Here is a 15,161-nt window from a genome sequence, read left to right as displayed (position 1 = left end):
GTGTATATTTTAAATTAAAAGGTAAATAATATTTATGCAAGAAGTATTTTTAACTATAGCTGGGTCAGATAGTTGTAGTGGAGCTGGTATTCAAGCAGATACAAAAGTATGTCAGGATTTAGGAGTACATGCTTTAAATATTGTTACTGCTATCACTGCTCAGAATCCAGAAAAGATTTTAAGTCTGGAAAGTATCTCAGATAAAATATTTGATAGTCAACTAGAAGCTTTAAAAAATAGTTTTAATATAAAAGTTGTTAAGACTGGTGTGTTAGCGACAGAGTATCAAATAAATCAAGTTTCTAATTATCTTAATTCAGATAAAAATATAATATATATATGTGATCCAGTAATGGTTGCAACTTCTGGTGATAAGTTGATGGATGAAAAAGTAAAGAATGCTTTTAAGAACATACTTTTGCCAAGAGCTAATATTTTAACTCCAAATTTATTTGAAGCTCAACAGTTATTAGAAACTGAAGAATTATTTAGTAGTGAGCCAGATAGACTTGAAGAGGTTGCAAGACAATTATGTGAAAAATATCAGGTCGAGAGTGTGTTATTAAAAGGAGGTCATGCTAAAACCAATACTGCAGATGATTATTTTTATAGTTTGGATGCTAGTTATTGGTTAAGTACAAATTGGGTAGGGTCTGAAAAGTCAGTTCATGGAACAGGATGCACAATATCTTCAGCCATAGGAGCATTCTTAATTAGAGGGTATGATATTAACAATAGTTTAGTATTGGCTAAATCATATATAGCGCAATCTATTAATTATGCTCAAAAACTGACTCAACAAGGTTCTCTATTATTAAAAAATATGGGCTGGCCAAGCTCAAGTGATTTTTTTACAAAAATATATCCCTATAAAAGATTAGTAGAATTAGAGTTTAAAAAATTACCTAAAATCGGTTTTTATCCTGTGGTTGATTCTAGTGATTGGATTTTGTATTTAGCTCAGCAAGGTATAAAAACTATTCAACTTAGAATTAAAGATAAGTCATTAGTTGAAATTGAAGCAGAAATAAAAAAATCTATTGAGTACCAAAATGAGTATGGCTTACAGCTATTTATTAATGATTATTATGAACTTGGATTGAAGTACAAAGCTTTTGGTATACATCTTGGTCATGAAGATTTCCTCCAAATAGCTAATGATAACCCAAATGTTTTACAAAGTTTAGCTGCTAATGATTTAGCTTTGGGTTTAAGTACACATGATTATTATGAACTTTCTGTAGCAGTAAGCATCTCACCTAGCTATATTGCTTTAGGCCCTATATTTCCAACAACGACAAAAGCTATGAAGTTTACAGCACAAGGCATAGATAGAATTAAGGAATGGCAGAGTTTAACAGATATACCTTTAGTAGCAATAGGAGGCATTAAAGAGGCACATATAAAAGAGCTTGCCTCTACAGGTATTAGTGGTGTTGCAGCAATTACATTAATTACTCTAGCAAAAAATCCTAAAAAACTACTTGTTAATATAAAATCTCAGCTAAGCAAGGTAGAAGAGCTACATGTGTGAAGAAAAAACTCTATCAGCAATAGAAATCGAACGCTATAATAGGCATCTTATTTTAGAAGGTTTTGGTGATAAAACTCAACTAAAACTTAAAAATACTTCTGTTTTAATAATAGGAATGGGAGGAGTCGGTTCTCCATTAGCGCTTTTCTTAACAACCATGGGGTTTGGTAAATTAGGTATAGTAGATGATGATAGTGTTGAGCTATCTAATTTGCCCAGACAGGTATTGTTTCAGGCAGCTGATATTGGCCAGCCTAAAGTATTAGCTGCAAGAGATACTTTAAGTCAACATAATGAAAATGTAGAAATTTTAACATTTAATAAGAGGCTTACTCTGGATAATGAAAGTTGTTTTGATATTAGTAATTATGATTACATTATAGATGGCAGTGATAACTTTGAAACTAAACTTTTATTAAATAAATTATCTCTAAAATATAAAATTCCATTGATAAGCATTAGTGTGTTGGAATATTCTTACCAGGTGGGTTTATTTAACCTAACAGAAAATTCACCTTGTTTAGTATGCCTTTATCCCAATATTAGAGCAGCTGACTTATTTTCATGTTCTAATACAGGAGTTTTAGGTTTTCTACCTTCGCAGTCTGCTTTAACATCAGCTAATTTGTTAATGAATAATATCTTGGGTAAACATTGTGAGCAAAGTTTTTCTGAACTATTTTGTTATGATTGTCATGATATGCAGCTAAATAAATATAAGCTTGTTAAAGATGTATACTGTAAGAGTTGTTCTTCTGAAAATATAATTTGAATTGTTATAAAAGCTAGCATCAAAGGCATTATTATTGCGCCAACTTGAGATAGCTTATACATGTTTTCAAGGTGAATAGTATCTAGAGGAGTTTCTCGAGTAACCAAAACTAGTTTGCGTCTTTCTTTTAATACAACATCTGCTGATCTGCTAATTAAATCATCACCATACCCTAATCGCAGCTAAGGTTTTCATACTGCAAGGAATAATAATCATACCTTAAGTAAGAAATGATCCCGAAGAAATTGCAGCAGATTGATCTTGGCTATTGTATATTATATCTCCTAAATCTAATATTTCTTTAATTTCATAAGAAGTTTCTAACTCTATAGTTACCTTCGCCCATTTAGATAAGATGAGATGAGTTTATATATGTGGTATTGATTTAAATATTTGTAATAAACGTATTGCTAGTGGAGCTCTGTAGCGCCTGTAATTCCTATGATTAATTTCATTATATTTACCTATATAAGTTATTGAATGAATCTATAAAAGATTCTTATTCATTTTTTCTATAATTTTTTTAATTGTAAAAGTTCGTTGGAATTTATACCTTTTAGTAAATTTCGCTCATGTTTTTCTATATGTTGGGTGATTCCTATAGCTTAGGAAATACATTTTTGAGTTGGAATAATATCGAATTTACGTCTATCAATAGCATTAGGTTTTTTATGTAATAATTGGAGATTTTCTAATTTATCTATAGATCTTTTTTCGTAAGTGGAATGGATAAAAAATTGAACCTTAAGGTTATTTTCCATTCAGTTTTACTTAAATTATAAAAGGATATTAGATTATCTATAATTGTTTCATTAAGTTTGACTAGATTAAAAAGTTTATGGGAAATTAATTCATCGGATTTCATCGTTAATAACTGGTTTGATTAATTAAATTTATGATAAATTAAAGCTATAAAATAAAATGAAGATTAGGGTATTAAAATAGAGATAAATAAAATATAGTTTTAAGTACTAAAAGAGGATAGATTAAAATATGTAATTTTGTAATCTATATCGCATCACCCATCTGAAACATAGGCATATACATACTTACAACTAAGAAACCCACTACACCACCTAAAACGATCATAATTATAGGTTCAAGCATAGAACTTAAGCTATCTACAAGAGTGTCAACTTCTTCTTGGTATACCCTATTTAGGTTTCCTAGCATAGTTTCAAGAGCACCAGATTCTTCACCTACAGAAATCATTTGTTCGACCAAAAATGGGAAACATCCTGTTTCAACTATAGCTTCTTTAAATGATGCACCTTCATTAATACTTTTTTTAATATCTACAGCAGCCTGATCATATTTTGCATTACCAGTAGCAAGAGCTACCATATCAAGAGCTCTAGTTAAGCTCATACCTGATTGTACGGTAATTTCTAAAGTACTAGAAAATCTTGCTAAAGCAGATTTAAATAAAACTTCTCCAATAATAGGAATTTTTAGCATTAGATGGTCTTGAGCTATTTGAATTTTGGGATATTTGAATTTTAAAGATTTAAAGACAGAGATTAATATAAATACGCTTATAATTATCTTCCACCAAGCATCTTGCATAAAATTAGAAGCATTTACCGTTATTTGAGTAATAGCGGGTAGGGGCTTGCCTGAATTGATAAACATTGCAGAAAATGCAGGTACTGCGAACGTTAGCAAAATACTTGTTACACCAGCTGCGATTAAACAAACAACAATAGGGTACGAAAGAGCTTTCTTTACTTTCTTTTTTATGCTTTGTAAAGCTTCGCGTTGGTCAGCTATTTTTGTAAGCATTAAATCTAGATTACCAGATTCCTCACCAGCAGTTATAAGGCCAATATATAATCTATCAAAAATTTTTGGGAAGTGAGAAAGAGCTTTTGAAAAAGATTCACCACCTTCGATAGCTTGTTTTAATTCTATAGCTAATATTTTAAGTTTTGGATGTCTTCTAACACCCATTATAAAAACTTCAAAAGATTTAATAATGGGAATACCAGCTTTTGTCATAGTAGCAAGCTGTCTTGTCATTTCTGTTACATCTTGATAGGAAGTTTTCTTAGGAAATAAGTCTCTAGGCTGTTTTTTTACTTTAATATCAGAATAACCTTTCTGCCTAAGCTGAATTTCAGCTTTTTCCTTGGTGTCAGCATCAAGACTACCTCGAGTTTTTTTACCATTTTTTAGCTTAGCTTTATAATTCCATGCTGTAATAGTAATTTTATTTTTATCTTTTTTGCCAAATAGCATACAGTGTTCCTTTTAACTTACGCGATACGCTTCTTCCATTGATGTCAGCCCTTCAGATACTCTTACTAGAGCTGACTGCCTAACAGTAGCGACCCCTTCCTTTTGGGATTGTTGAGAAATATCCATAGTATTTTTATCTTCTAAAATCATTTTGGATATTTCTCTTGAAACAGGCATTACTTCATATAGACCAAGTCGTCCTTTATAGCCTTTAAAACATCTAGGACAACCTTTGGGGTTTGGTTTATAAATTTTTGCTTTTTTTATTTTGTCTAGTGTAGTATCGAATGTTTTAGATAATATATCGTCATTAAGCCCACTATCATCAACAAGCATCGTGAACTCAGTATCAGTATCTTCAAGTTTACATTTTGGGCATAGCTTACGTGTAAGTCTTTGTGCGATGATTAAGGTAACTGATGTTGCAATATTATATCTAGGCAAGCCCATATCGACAAGTCTATTAAGAGTTTCTGGAGCACTATTGGTATGTAGTGTTGACATAACTAAGTGACCAGTTTGTGATGCTTTTATTGCAATCGAGCCTGTTTCGATATCCCTAATCTCACCAACCATAATAATATCAGGATCTTGACGAAGGAACGATTTAAGGGCAGCGGCAAAAGTAAGGCCTTGTTTATTATTTACATTAACCTGGTTTATACCTTTAACAACTAATTCAACTGGATCTTCAGCAGTGGAAATATTTTTTTCTGGTTTGTTTAAAATATTAATCCCAGTATAAAGGGTTACTGTTTTACCTGAACCTGTCGGACCTGTTACTAAGACCATTCCTTGTGGTTGTTGTATATGATTTAAATATATTATTTTTTGATTTTCTGCAAAACCCAATTGTTCAACAGGGATTTGTGTAGAGCTTGAGTCGATTATACGTAGTACAACTTTTTCACCAAAACTAATAGGACAAGTACTAACACGAAAATCTATAGCTTTTACACGAGATAAAGAAATCTTAAATTTACCGTCTTGAGGGATTCTTTTTTCTGCAATATCTAGGCTAGACATAATCTTAAGTCTAGATATAACCTTAGGACCTAAGTTTTTTTTGGTATTGAAAGTTTCAATTAAAAGGCCATCGATTCTATAGCGTATTCTAAAATTCTTTTCATATGGCTCAAAGTGTATATCTGATGCTCCTTTTTGGATAGCATCAACAATTGTATTGTTAATAAAGCGAATAATTGGGGCTTCATCATCGTCCCCACTTCCAATTATTGAGTCGCCTTCTCTTTCTCCCTCTTCAACAAAATCAATATCAAGCTCAGTATTTTCCATATGCTCACTAAGCTTAGTATCATCCTCTTTTTGTCCTTCATCTGTTAAATATTGTTCATATTCCTCTATTTTTTCTTTGAGGTGGTTTAATTCACCGATAATAGCTATAAAAGGACAATCATATTTATTACGTAGGTTTTTAAGTATTTGTTGGCTTTCTATAGGGTTTGCAATAGCTACATAGATAGTTTTTTTTCTACTAAATAATGGTAAACAATGATTTTTTCTACAAAAGGTGATATCAAAGAAATTTTGAGGTAAGAATTTTACATTTATAACTGTTAAATCAATATATTGAAGGCGTAGTAGTGAAGCCGCTTCAATCATAAAAGATTTACTATCAACAATTCTATGATCAATCACATAGTCAAGAAAACCTTCTTTAGCTAATATAGGTTCGTGACTGACTTCTTCAAGCTGCTCTTTTGTAATAAGTTTACGGTGAAGCATTAAAGAAGCTAGTTTTTTGCAAATATGTGGATTGTTAATCATTTATATAAAACTTAGCCATAAAGATTAATCAAATTATATCATGATTGTAATAATTATTAAAAAAGATAATTTTTGACAGAAAAGTTTTATTTGAAATATTATCTTTCGTGTATACTAAATTTTGTAGTGTAACAAGCTTAGTGTATATGAAAGTAGACAAATTTATTTCTCATAGGGGGGCTAATACTGATTTTGTTGAAAATACAATTCATGCATTTCAGATAGCTAGAGATTATGGTTTTAGTTGGATTGAGATTGATGTTCAAATGAGCTGCGATGGAGAGTTATTTCTTTTTCATGATAAGACAGCTAAAAGATTAGCATTAATAGATCAAAATGTTACAGATATGTCTTTAGCGAATTTAAAAAAACTTAAACTTATACATCCAACATTTAAAACCATAGGTGATATTCCGACATTAAAAGAATATTTTGATTGGGCAACTCAAGCTGGCGCTTATACTAATATAGAATTTAAAATCACAAGTAATGATGAAAACTATCAGATTGAGTTAGTGCAAAAAACATTAGATTTATTAGATCAATATCCTGAGTTAGGAAAAAAAATATTGTTTTCAAGCTTTTCTGAAGTTGTGATGAAAAATTTAAAAAAGTATAAAAAATATTCTAAAGGCAAACTATTCTATACAACTAACTGGTCAAAAGATTTTAAATATATTGATCAGAAGTTATATAGACACTATAAAAAAAATCATTATGTAGCAATCATAATCAACTATGGATGTTTAAATAAAAAAAGAGCTTTATATCTTAAGCAAAAATTTAAAAAAGTCTTTGTTTATTCTGTTTATACGGATTATGAAGTTAAGCAGCTACTCTCATGGGGAGTTGATGCTATGTTTGTCGATAAAAAAGAGCAAATAAATATATTTTTATAGGTGTTTATGTAATAAATTTTCGACTTTACTGATGATGTCGTAACTATATGGACATTCTTCAGGGTAGAAATATTTTAATTCTACAAAACCTTCATCAATTCTATATTTAAAAGTTACAAAAGAATATTCTGTTTTTATTATTTCTAGTTTTTCAGCTAAAAAACTTTCTCCTATATTATGAATATTCCATTTTTTACGAATTATTTTCTTTTGCTGATGATTATTAGGTAAATCTAAGCTCTTTAGCATTGGGATACATTCTTTAGGAGGGCCAGGGAAGGCATAGAGATATCTATTCTTTGTGAATTCAAGCCTAAAACCATTAGCAGAGCCAATATTATTTAACAATATATCTGCTGTCTCTGGAAACATTGCTTGTTTTTTTGTGCCTAAAATTATTTTTCCATATTTTTTTAAGGCTCTTCGCTCTAGTTTTTGCCATGATTGCTGGTTTAATTTTAATTTATAATTGAAGTGGTCAGCAATGGTTTTAGTAGTTAAATCATCCTCAGTAGGCCCAAGACCGCCAATTGTTATTATGTTTTTATGAGAATCTTTTAGGAAATCTAAACTTTTGACAATATCTGTATATGAATCTTTACAGCTTATATGAAATCCGGTATTAAAATTTTTATTTGTTAGCAATTTTGCAAACTCATATGAATTAGTGTTCACAATGTCTCCATCAGTTATTTCATCACCAATAGCTATAAATCCGAAGTCATATATCATTTTATTTCCTTAATTTAAAAGTTTTGGAGTAATCAAACTATTTTTGACTATACTTTTTATGTATTATGCTTAACCACATAGTATATATGACATATATATGAGATTGAACTTTTAAAGGAGACCTAAATGAAGATACTAGCAACCAATGTCTACATTGGCCCAAATATTTATGCTAAATTCCCTGTTATAAGACATGAGATTGATCTAGGTATACTAGAGCAGTGGCCATCAGCTAAAATAGGAGAGATTTTTATAAATAAACTTATAGAAAGTTTGCCTGGGTTAGAAGAACATGGTTGCTCATATCGCGAACAAGGAGGGTTTATCCGTAGGCTCAAAGAAGATGAAGGTACTTGGATGGGACATATCTGGGAACATGTGATTCTAGAGTTACAAAGTGTTGCAGGAAGTGATGTAAGTTTTGGCCGTACAAGATCAACAGACCAAGAAGGCCACTATAATATGGTTTATGAATATAAGCAAAGAGATGTTGGTTTAAGAGCTATGGAATTGGCTCGAGATCTACTGCTTGCTATATTACCAGAGCACCTTAAAAAAGAAATTAATTATAAAAATGATGAATTTGATTTTGAGCATGAAAAAATTAGATTTATTAAATTCGCTCAAAGTAAAGAATTTGGGCCAAGTACAGCTTCTTTAGTAGAAGCAGCTAAAAAAAGAGATATTCCTTATATTCGTTTAAATAATCATTCACTTGTTCAGTTTGGTTATGGTAAGCATCAACAAAGAATTAGAGCAACAATCACGGGTAAAACAACTAGTATAGCTGTAGATTTGTCATGTGACAAAGAACAAACAAACTCTATTTTAAGTGGGTTAGGGCTTCCGATGCCAAAGCAGAGAATGGTTACCACAGAAGAAGGTGCTTTATATGCAGCTAAAACTTTAGGTTTTCCTTTGGTTGTTAAACCTCTAGATGGCAATCATGGCAGAGGTATTTCGATTAATCTAAATACAAAGGATGAAATTAAAGCAGCTTTTATTGAAGCTAATAAGATTTCTCGATATGTCTTATTAGAACAATTTGTAACTGGGTTTGACCACAGAATGCTTGTTGTTGATGGAAAATTAGTCGCAGTAGCAAAAAGAGTCCCTGGTCATGTTGTAGGGGATGGTGAACATACTATTGCAGAATTGGTTGATGTTGTTAATGAAGATCCTCGTAGAGGTGTCGGTCATGAAAAAGTTTTAACTAAGCTTGAATTAGACTATCAGGCAAAAGTATTACTCAAAGTTGCCGGATATGATGAAAATACTATTATTGAGGCTGGAGAGATTTTTTATTTAAGATCTACAGCAAATCTTTCAACTGGTGGAACAGCAATAGATGTGACTGATATAGTCCATCCTGATAATAGAGATATGGCTGAGAGAGCTATTAAAGCAATAGGGCTTGATGTGGGAGGAGTTGATTTTTTAATTGATGATATCTCCCAATCATATCATGATATTGGAGGAGCTATTTGTGAGTGTAATGCAGCTCCAGGTTTTAGAATGCATGTGTCACCAAGTGAAGGCCAGTCAAGAGATGTTGCTGGAGCTGTGATTGATATGCTTATTTCTAGAGAATTTGGCAATGCTAGGATTCCAATAGCTGCAATTACAGGTACAAATGGTAAAACAACAACTTCTCGTATGGTAGCACATATGTGGAAAAATGCTGGTAAAATCGTTGGTCTTACAACTACAGATGGTGTTTATATAAATGGTAAGCTTACTGTAGCTGGGGATACTACAGGACCAGCATCCGCACAAATGGTTTTGAAAGATCCTTCTGTAGAAATGGCTATATTAGAAACAGCACGAGGTGGCCTTTTAAGAAGTGGTATGGGCTATGACTATTGCAATGTTGGAGCATGTTTAAATATATCTTCTGATCATTTGGGCCTAAAAGGTGTTAATACATTGGATGATTTAGCTAAAGTAAAAAGTGTAGTGGTTGAGGCTGCTAAAGATGTGGCTGTTTTAAATGCTGATGACCCATATGTTTTGAAGATGTCAGCTAAAGTTACGGCAAAAAATATTTTTTATGTAACAATGAACCCAGAGCATGCGCTAGTTAAACAACATATTCGTGCTGGTGGTAAAGCTTGTATTATTGAGAAAGGTGTTAATGGAGATATGATTACAATTTTTGATAATAATATTCATATTCCAGTCTTAGGCACATATTTGATTCCAGCTACGATGGAAGGTAAAGCAGTTCATAATGTTCAGAATGCAATGTTCTCGATAGCTATATCATACAGTATGGGCATGGGTTTAGATGATATTAGAGATGGATTAAGAACATTTGTAACATCCTTTTATCAAGCGCCAGGTAGAATGAACTGGTTTGAAGAACATCCATTTAAAGTTTTGATGGATTATGGTCATAATCCGGCAGCGATTAAATTTGTAAGTCAAATGATTAGTAATATGGATTTTAACGGTAAAAAAATATGTGTTTTATCTTCTCCAGGTGATAGAAGAGATGAGGATGTTTGTGCTATTGCCTCTACTGCTGCACCATATTATGATTATTTTGTTTGTAAAAGTGATGATAATCTGAGAAAGAGAAGTCCTAATGAAATTCCAGAAATGCTAAAGAAACAGTTGATTAAGTCAGGAGTTTTAGCAAATAATATAGAAACAATACAAAGTGAACAAGAAGCTGTAGATAAGGCTTTAGCTATAGCAAAAAAAGGAGATTTAGTCGTTATATTTGCTGATAAGCTAAAAAGAACCTGGAAACAGATTGTATATTTAAATAAAGAGCAAGAAGTAAACATAGAATCTAAATCTGAGGAAAAAGAGATGTTTTCAGCCTCTGTGATAGCTCAAGATCCTAGTTTATCACAAGAAATATCAGAGGTAATAAAATCAGGCATTATTGCAGATGAAAGTGGTATTAGGATTGTTTATCAGAATGATGATAATGATTAATCGTCTTTAAAAGCGAGGTTGGTATATGATTGCAGAAGGTTACTCGCGTAGGCTTGTTGGACCAAATCTATTCTTTAGAGAAACAGGAACTGTACTTGATATTCCTTTAGTAGAGAATAGAAATGAGTTAACAAAAATATTTTATCAGGAAGTTAATAAAATATTGCCAGCTCTTGGGTGGGAAGAAATTAAAATCACTCATAAGTTTTTTAATAATGGAATTAGGTTTGCATTTATAGCGCCTGTAGATATAACAATGCCAGCCTGTGATGTTATTGATTTTATTTGGTTCTCTACCTGTCAGGGGTTTGAGACGGGTGATTTTAAATCAATAAATGAGGCTAAAGCTAAACTTATGCCTATAATAGAGGTAGATAAGAATCTTGTTTATCGTAAGTTATATCAACTAGCCAAATCAAAAGGTTTTAATGTTTTTAGGGATAATGATAAAGCTTTTATAGGTTCTGGTACAGGGTGTTATGAGTTTGACTTAGCAGAAGGTTGTATAGCTGATATTGATTGGAGTGTTATTTATGATATTCCAGCAGTTATTGTTACTGGTACAAATGGCAAAACAACTACTGTTAGGCTTACAGACTATATATGTCGTATAGCTGGTAAATATACTGGCTATACCTCCACAGATTGTATTAAGATCGGCAATGAGTTAATTGATGAGGGAGATTATTCTGGCCCAACAGGTCATCAGCTTGTACTTACAAATAAAAAAGTTGAAATAGCTCTACTAGAGTCTGCTAGAGGAGGTCTATTAAAAAGAGGGCTTATAGAAACTTTTGTAGATGCTGCAGCTGTGACAAATGTTTCAGTAGATCATTTAGGTGAAGATGGAATAGAAACTGTGGAAGAGCTTGCTGAGGCTAAATCTATAGTTTTTCGTACCATGGGTGAAGGATCACATGCTATTATTAATCTTGATAATTCATATATGAAAGAGAGATTTGACTTACTAGATTGTGCAAAAATAGTAGTGACCCAGGATCCTACTAAGCATGAGATGGATTATTATTTGGCAAAATCAGACTATGCATGTATTGTTGAAAATGGTAGCTTTGTTTGGCTTGATAAATATAAAAAACAACAAATATTACCAGTCAACGATGCCCCAGTAACTGTTAAAGGCTTTGCTAAACATAATATAGAGAATGCTTTGATTGCAATATCTTTATCGTTTAAATTGGGTATAGGTTTTGCTGATATTGCCAAGGCACTTAAAAGTTATTCAAATAATACTAAAATCAATAAAGGTAGAGGCAATGTTTTTGAGTGGGGTAATAATAAAGTTGCAGTCTTAGATTATGCTCATAATGAGGCTGGCATGGATGCTTTATTGAATATGATTCAAGCCTATGATAGAGGAGGTAAGAAATACTTAATGGTAGGAACTACTGGAGATCGTAAATATTTAATTTCTGATATTAATAATGTCATACTTAAGCATAATATTGATTTTATTGTCTTAAAAGAAGTTGAAAATTATTTAAGGGGAGCTGAGCCTTTAGAATTACCATTAATGATACGCAAAGATCTTGTAGACAAAGGTTTTGATGAGTCAAAAACATATATCTGTTATACCGAACTTGAGGGAGTTAAATATATCTTAAATAAGCTTGATGATAATGATATTGCGATATTGTGTTGCCAGGCTGAGCTTGAGAATGTAGCTAAGTTTCTTGAAGAGCATACAAAATAATTATTTATGTAACAAGCAAACTACATGTGTTGCAATTCCTTCCTTTCTACCTACAAAACCTAATTTTTCAGTAGTGGTTGCTTTTATGTTTATTTGATTTATTTTTATATTAAGGATATTGGTTAAGCAAGATTTCATGTTTTCAATATGAGGAAGCATTTTTGGAGCTTGTGCAATGATAGTGCAGTCGATATTGCTAATATTATAATTTTTATCATCAAGCATTTTTTTTATCTCTGTTAAAAAAAATTTACTATCAGTATTTTTATATTGACTATCAGTATCAGGAAAATGCTTGCCAATATCACCAAGTCCAAGAGCACCAAGTATTGCATCACATAATGCATGGATAAGAACATCACCATCAGAGTGAGCTTCAAGACCCATATGATATGGGATTTCAACTCCTCCAATTATTATATTTTTCTTTTGATTTGTAAATCTATGGACATCATATCCATGACCTATACGTAATGACATTAATATATCCTTATTCATGAGTTATGGCATAATTATTTGCTAGCCAGCCTTCTTTAATTCCACCAGCCATAGAATAAATATTTACATACCCCATCTTTTGTAAATTAACTCCGGCAAGTAATGAACGATAACCAGATCCACAATATAAATAAATTTTTTGGTCTTTGTTTGGTATTAAATTTTCTATTTTTACTTCTATTTGGCCTTTGCTAAGATGAGTAGCTCCTGGAATATGAAATCTATTAAATTCAGAATCTTCTCGTACATCTATAATTACACCATCGAGATTGTTACCATCAAACATATTATGGATTTCCGTAGCTGTTACTTCAGGAATTTTTTCTCTAGCATTATTTATTAGATGTATGTAACCTTTTGGCATAAATTCTTCCGGTTTTGCTATAGGATAGCTTTTCATATTCCAGCTACGCCAACCACCATCGATAGATATTGTATTTTTGTACCCCATACTCTGAAGCAAATCAGCAACCAAAGCAGAACGAAAGCCACCACCACAATAAAAATACATTTTTTGATTCTTATTGGGAATAAGCTGCTCTATTTGACACTCAATTAATCCTTTACTAATATGTATCGCATTAGGGATGTATCCATTAGCAAATTCTGATTCTTCACGAGTATCTATAAGCAGCCCATCCAGAGTTTCTGTTTCATTCATTTTTTGGATGTCATCAACTGTACACTCTTTTATTCTTGTTTTTGCATCTTTGACTAATTTTAGAAATTCTGATGAATGTTGCATATTCTTTCCTTTATATTTGATTGATTATATTAATTATATTTTATCTATTTTTAGATATAAAAAGAATGCTTAAAGTATATAGTTTGAAAAATAATAATAATAATAGCAATTGTTAGTGCTAAAGCATTGAGTTTACCATTTCTCATAGATTTATATATTATTTTATACTTATTTTTACGCAAAATTCTAACCATATTTAAAGGGCAAGATACTAGCATTATAAGTGAGAATAGTCCGACTACAGATAGTGCAATTAAAAAGAGTTTTTTGAAGTAATAATTTAAAACAATAGGGAGTATAAAAAGTAAAAAAACTTAATAATAAGTTTTTGTATATTTTTGGTATATTATCCATCTTATATTTATCTAATATTAAATCTTTTAAAGCTAGTGAAAGGGTGATAAAAGCAGTGGTTACAGAGATTGATATAAATGTATATATCAAAGTTATTATTTGTGAAGATTTTATATTTGCTTTAAGTATATATATAAGTTGAGAGACACTATCCTCTGAGTTTAATGACTTTAGTATCGTTATAAAACTATTTTTATCACCATAAATAGCAATATTGCCAAATATAGCAACAATCCAGCACACATAAATAAAAAGTATAATAAGCGAAGCAGTTATTATAATCCGCCTTATATCCTTTGGGTGTGGTCCGATATAGTTTACTACAGTAGGGATTATTATATGTGCTGAGAATGTTGTAGCTAATATAGGAAGAGCAATTATTAAATGTTTAAGACTGCTAAAACTATGCTTATCTAAATTTACTAAATTTATTGATTTAAATAATAATGCTATCGTAAATAGTATTGTTATAAGTTTGAGACTCAAAAAAACCCTATTTAGCCATTCAGCATAATTAGTGCCTTTTAGAATAAATCCACCAAAAATTATTACAAAGCCAATTTCAATAAATATATAGTTTATATGTAATAAACTTTCAAAAGATGCTCCAATAGCAGATATATATGCTGCTAACATCCCATAAAGTATACCAAAAGCACATATGTATACTAAAATTATTCCAGGTTTTTTAAATAATTTATGAGCTAAGCCTAAATAGCTAATACCTCTTTCAAAATGAAGGCATGCTTCTGCAACAGCGAGAGTTGAGTAGGTCATCAATAACCACATTAAAAACATTACTATACAACCAATCATTGCTCCAAAATGTGAGAGAATCATTGGTATAGCAAGAATGCCTCCGCCAAGAGAAGTTCCAATAATTAGAAAAATACAACCAATTTGTTTATTAATACTTGCCACAATTTAGTAAAAATGTTTTATGA

10 protein-coding genes and 1 pseudogene are annotated in these 15,161 nt (G+C 31.3%); 5 read left to right on the top strand and 6 right to left on the bottom strand.

Annotated elements, in window-relative coordinates; genetic code table 11:
• Nucleotides 1–34 precede the first annotated feature (34 nt).
• Together thiD and ACR0PV_RS06790 are read left to right on the top strand one after the other, a co-directional pair.
• On the top strand, nt 35–1,534 hold the full coding sequence (gene thiD / locus ACR0PV_RS06795; RefSeq protein ID WP_488172382.1) for a bifunctional hydroxymethylpyrimidine kinase/phosphomethylpyrimidine kinase: 1,500 nt from the start codon (nt 35–37) through the stop codon (nt 1,532–1,534).
• Complete coding sequence (locus ACR0PV_RS06790; protein WP_488172381.1) at nt 1,527–2,306, top strand: HesA/MoeB/ThiF family protein; 780 nt, start codon at nt 1,527–1,529, stop codon at nt 2,304–2,306. Before thiD ends, ACR0PV_RS06790 begins: the two co-directional genes overlap by 8 nt.
• 1,008 nt (nt 2,307–3,314) lie before the next feature.
• On the opposite strand, the gene ACR0PV_RS06785 is transcribed toward ACR0PV_RS06790, so the two are convergent.
• Nucleotides 3,315–4,544 carry a type II secretion system F family protein gene (locus ACR0PV_RS06785; protein WP_488172380.1) on the bottom strand — a complete coding sequence of 410 codons (1,230 nt, stop codon included), beginning with the start codon at nt 4,542–4,544 and terminating at the stop codon, nt 3,315–3,317.
• Nucleotides 4,545–4,556: 12 nt separating this feature from the next.
• On the bottom strand, nt 4,557–6,332 hold the full coding sequence (gene pilB / locus ACR0PV_RS06780) for a type IV-A pilus assembly ATPase PilB (protein ID WP_488172379.1): 1,776 nt from the start codon (nt 6,330–6,332) through the stop codon (nt 4,557–4,559).
• 146 nt (nt 6,333–6,478) lie between these two features.
• On the opposite strand from pilB, the gene ACR0PV_RS06775 reads away from it, so the two are divergent.
• Nucleotides 6,479–7,231, top strand: coding sequence for a glycerophosphodiester phosphodiesterase family protein (locus ACR0PV_RS06775; protein WP_488172378.1), 753 nt, complete (start codon nt 6,479–6,481; stop codon nt 7,229–7,231).
• Here the strand turns inward: ACR0PV_RS06775 and ACR0PV_RS06770 are convergent.
• Complete coding sequence (locus ACR0PV_RS06770) at nt 7,226–7,963, bottom strand: competence/damage-inducible protein A (protein ID WP_488172377.1); 738 nt, start codon at nt 7,961–7,963, stop codon at nt 7,226–7,228. The genes ACR0PV_RS06775 and ACR0PV_RS06770 overlap by 6 nt on opposite strands.
• 126 nt (nt 7,964–8,089) lie before the next feature.
• Between ACR0PV_RS06770 and cphA the strand changes: the two genes are divergently transcribed.
• Together cphA and ACR0PV_RS06760 are read left to right on the top strand one after the other, a co-directional pair.
• On the top strand, nt 8,090–10,909 hold the full coding sequence (cphA, locus tag ACR0PV_RS06765) for a cyanophycin synthetase (protein WP_488172376.1): 2,820 nt from the start codon (nt 8,090–8,092) through the stop codon (nt 10,907–10,909).
• Between the two features lie 25 nt (nt 10,910–10,934).
• Nucleotides 10,935–12,620 carry a Mur ligase family protein gene (locus ACR0PV_RS06760; RefSeq protein WP_488172375.1) on the top strand — a complete coding sequence of 562 codons (1,686 nt, stop codon included), beginning with the start codon at nt 10,935–10,937 and terminating at the stop codon, nt 12,618–12,620.
• On the opposite strand, the gene ispF is transcribed toward ACR0PV_RS06760, so the two are convergent.
• The 3 genes and pseudogenes from ispF to ACR0PV_RS06745 all read right to left on the bottom strand — a co-directional run bounded on the left by ispF (nt 12,621) and on the right by ACR0PV_RS06745 (nt 15,138).
• A complete protein-coding gene (gene ispF / locus ACR0PV_RS06755) occupies nt 12,621–13,100 on the bottom strand; it encodes a 2-C-methyl-D-erythritol 2,4-cyclodiphosphate synthase (protein WP_488172374.1) in 480 nt (159 codons plus the stop codon).
• Between the two features lie 10 nt (nt 13,101–13,110).
• A complete protein-coding gene (locus ACR0PV_RS06750) occupies nt 13,111–13,863 on the bottom strand; it encodes a rhodanese-like domain-containing protein (RefSeq protein WP_488172373.1) in 753 nt (250 codons plus the stop codon).
• A 50-nt stretch (nt 13,864–13,913) separates the two neighbouring features.
• Nucleotides 13,914–15,138 (bottom strand): annotated as a pseudogene (locus ACR0PV_RS06745) (aromatic amino acid transport family protein).
• Between the last annotated feature and the right edge of the window lie 23 nt (nt 15,139–15,161).

Source organism: Francisella sp. AG1 (assembly GCF_057683165.1).
The sequence above is the reverse complement of the archived record's forward strand: the minus strand, read 5'-3'. Positions and strand labels throughout refer to the sequence as shown.

Excerpts from the sequence above, each read along its gene's own strand:
- cphA (WP_488172376.1), top strand. The coding sequence starts at position 8,090 with ATGAAGATACTAGCAACCAATGTCTACATTGGCCCAAATATTTATGCT.
- pilB (WP_488172379.1), bottom strand. The coding sequence starts at position 6,332 with ATGATTAACAATCCACATATTTGCAAAAAACTAGCTTCTTTAATGCTT.
- ispF (WP_488172374.1), bottom strand. The coding sequence starts at position 13,100 with ATGTCATTACGTATAGGTCATGGATATGATGTCCATAGATTTACAAAT.
- ACR0PV_RS06760 (WP_488172375.1), top strand. The coding sequence starts at position 10,935 with ATGATTGCAGAAGGTTACTCGCGTAGGCTTGTTGGACCAAATCTATTC.
- ACR0PV_RS06750 (WP_488172373.1), bottom strand. The coding sequence starts at position 13,863 with ATGCAACATTCATCAGAATTTCTAAAATTAGTCAAAGATGCAAAAACA.
- ACR0PV_RS06770 (WP_488172377.1), bottom strand. The coding sequence starts at position 7,963 with ATGATATATGACTTCGGATTTATAGCTATTGGTGATGAAATAACTGAT.
- ACR0PV_RS06785 (WP_488172380.1), bottom strand. The coding sequence starts at position 4,544 with ATGCTATTTGGCAAAAAAGATAAAAATAAAATTACTATTACAGCATGG.
- ACR0PV_RS06790 (WP_488172381.1), top strand. The coding sequence starts at position 1,527 with ATGTGTGAAGAAAAAACTCTATCAGCAATAGAAATCGAACGCTATAAT.
- ACR0PV_RS06775 (WP_488172378.1), top strand. The coding sequence starts at position 6,479 with ATGAAAGTAGACAAATTTATTTCTCATAGGGGGGCTAATACTGATTTT.
- thiD (WP_488172382.1), top strand. The coding sequence starts at position 35 with ATGCAAGAAGTATTTTTAACTATAGCTGGGTCAGATAGTTGTAGTGGA.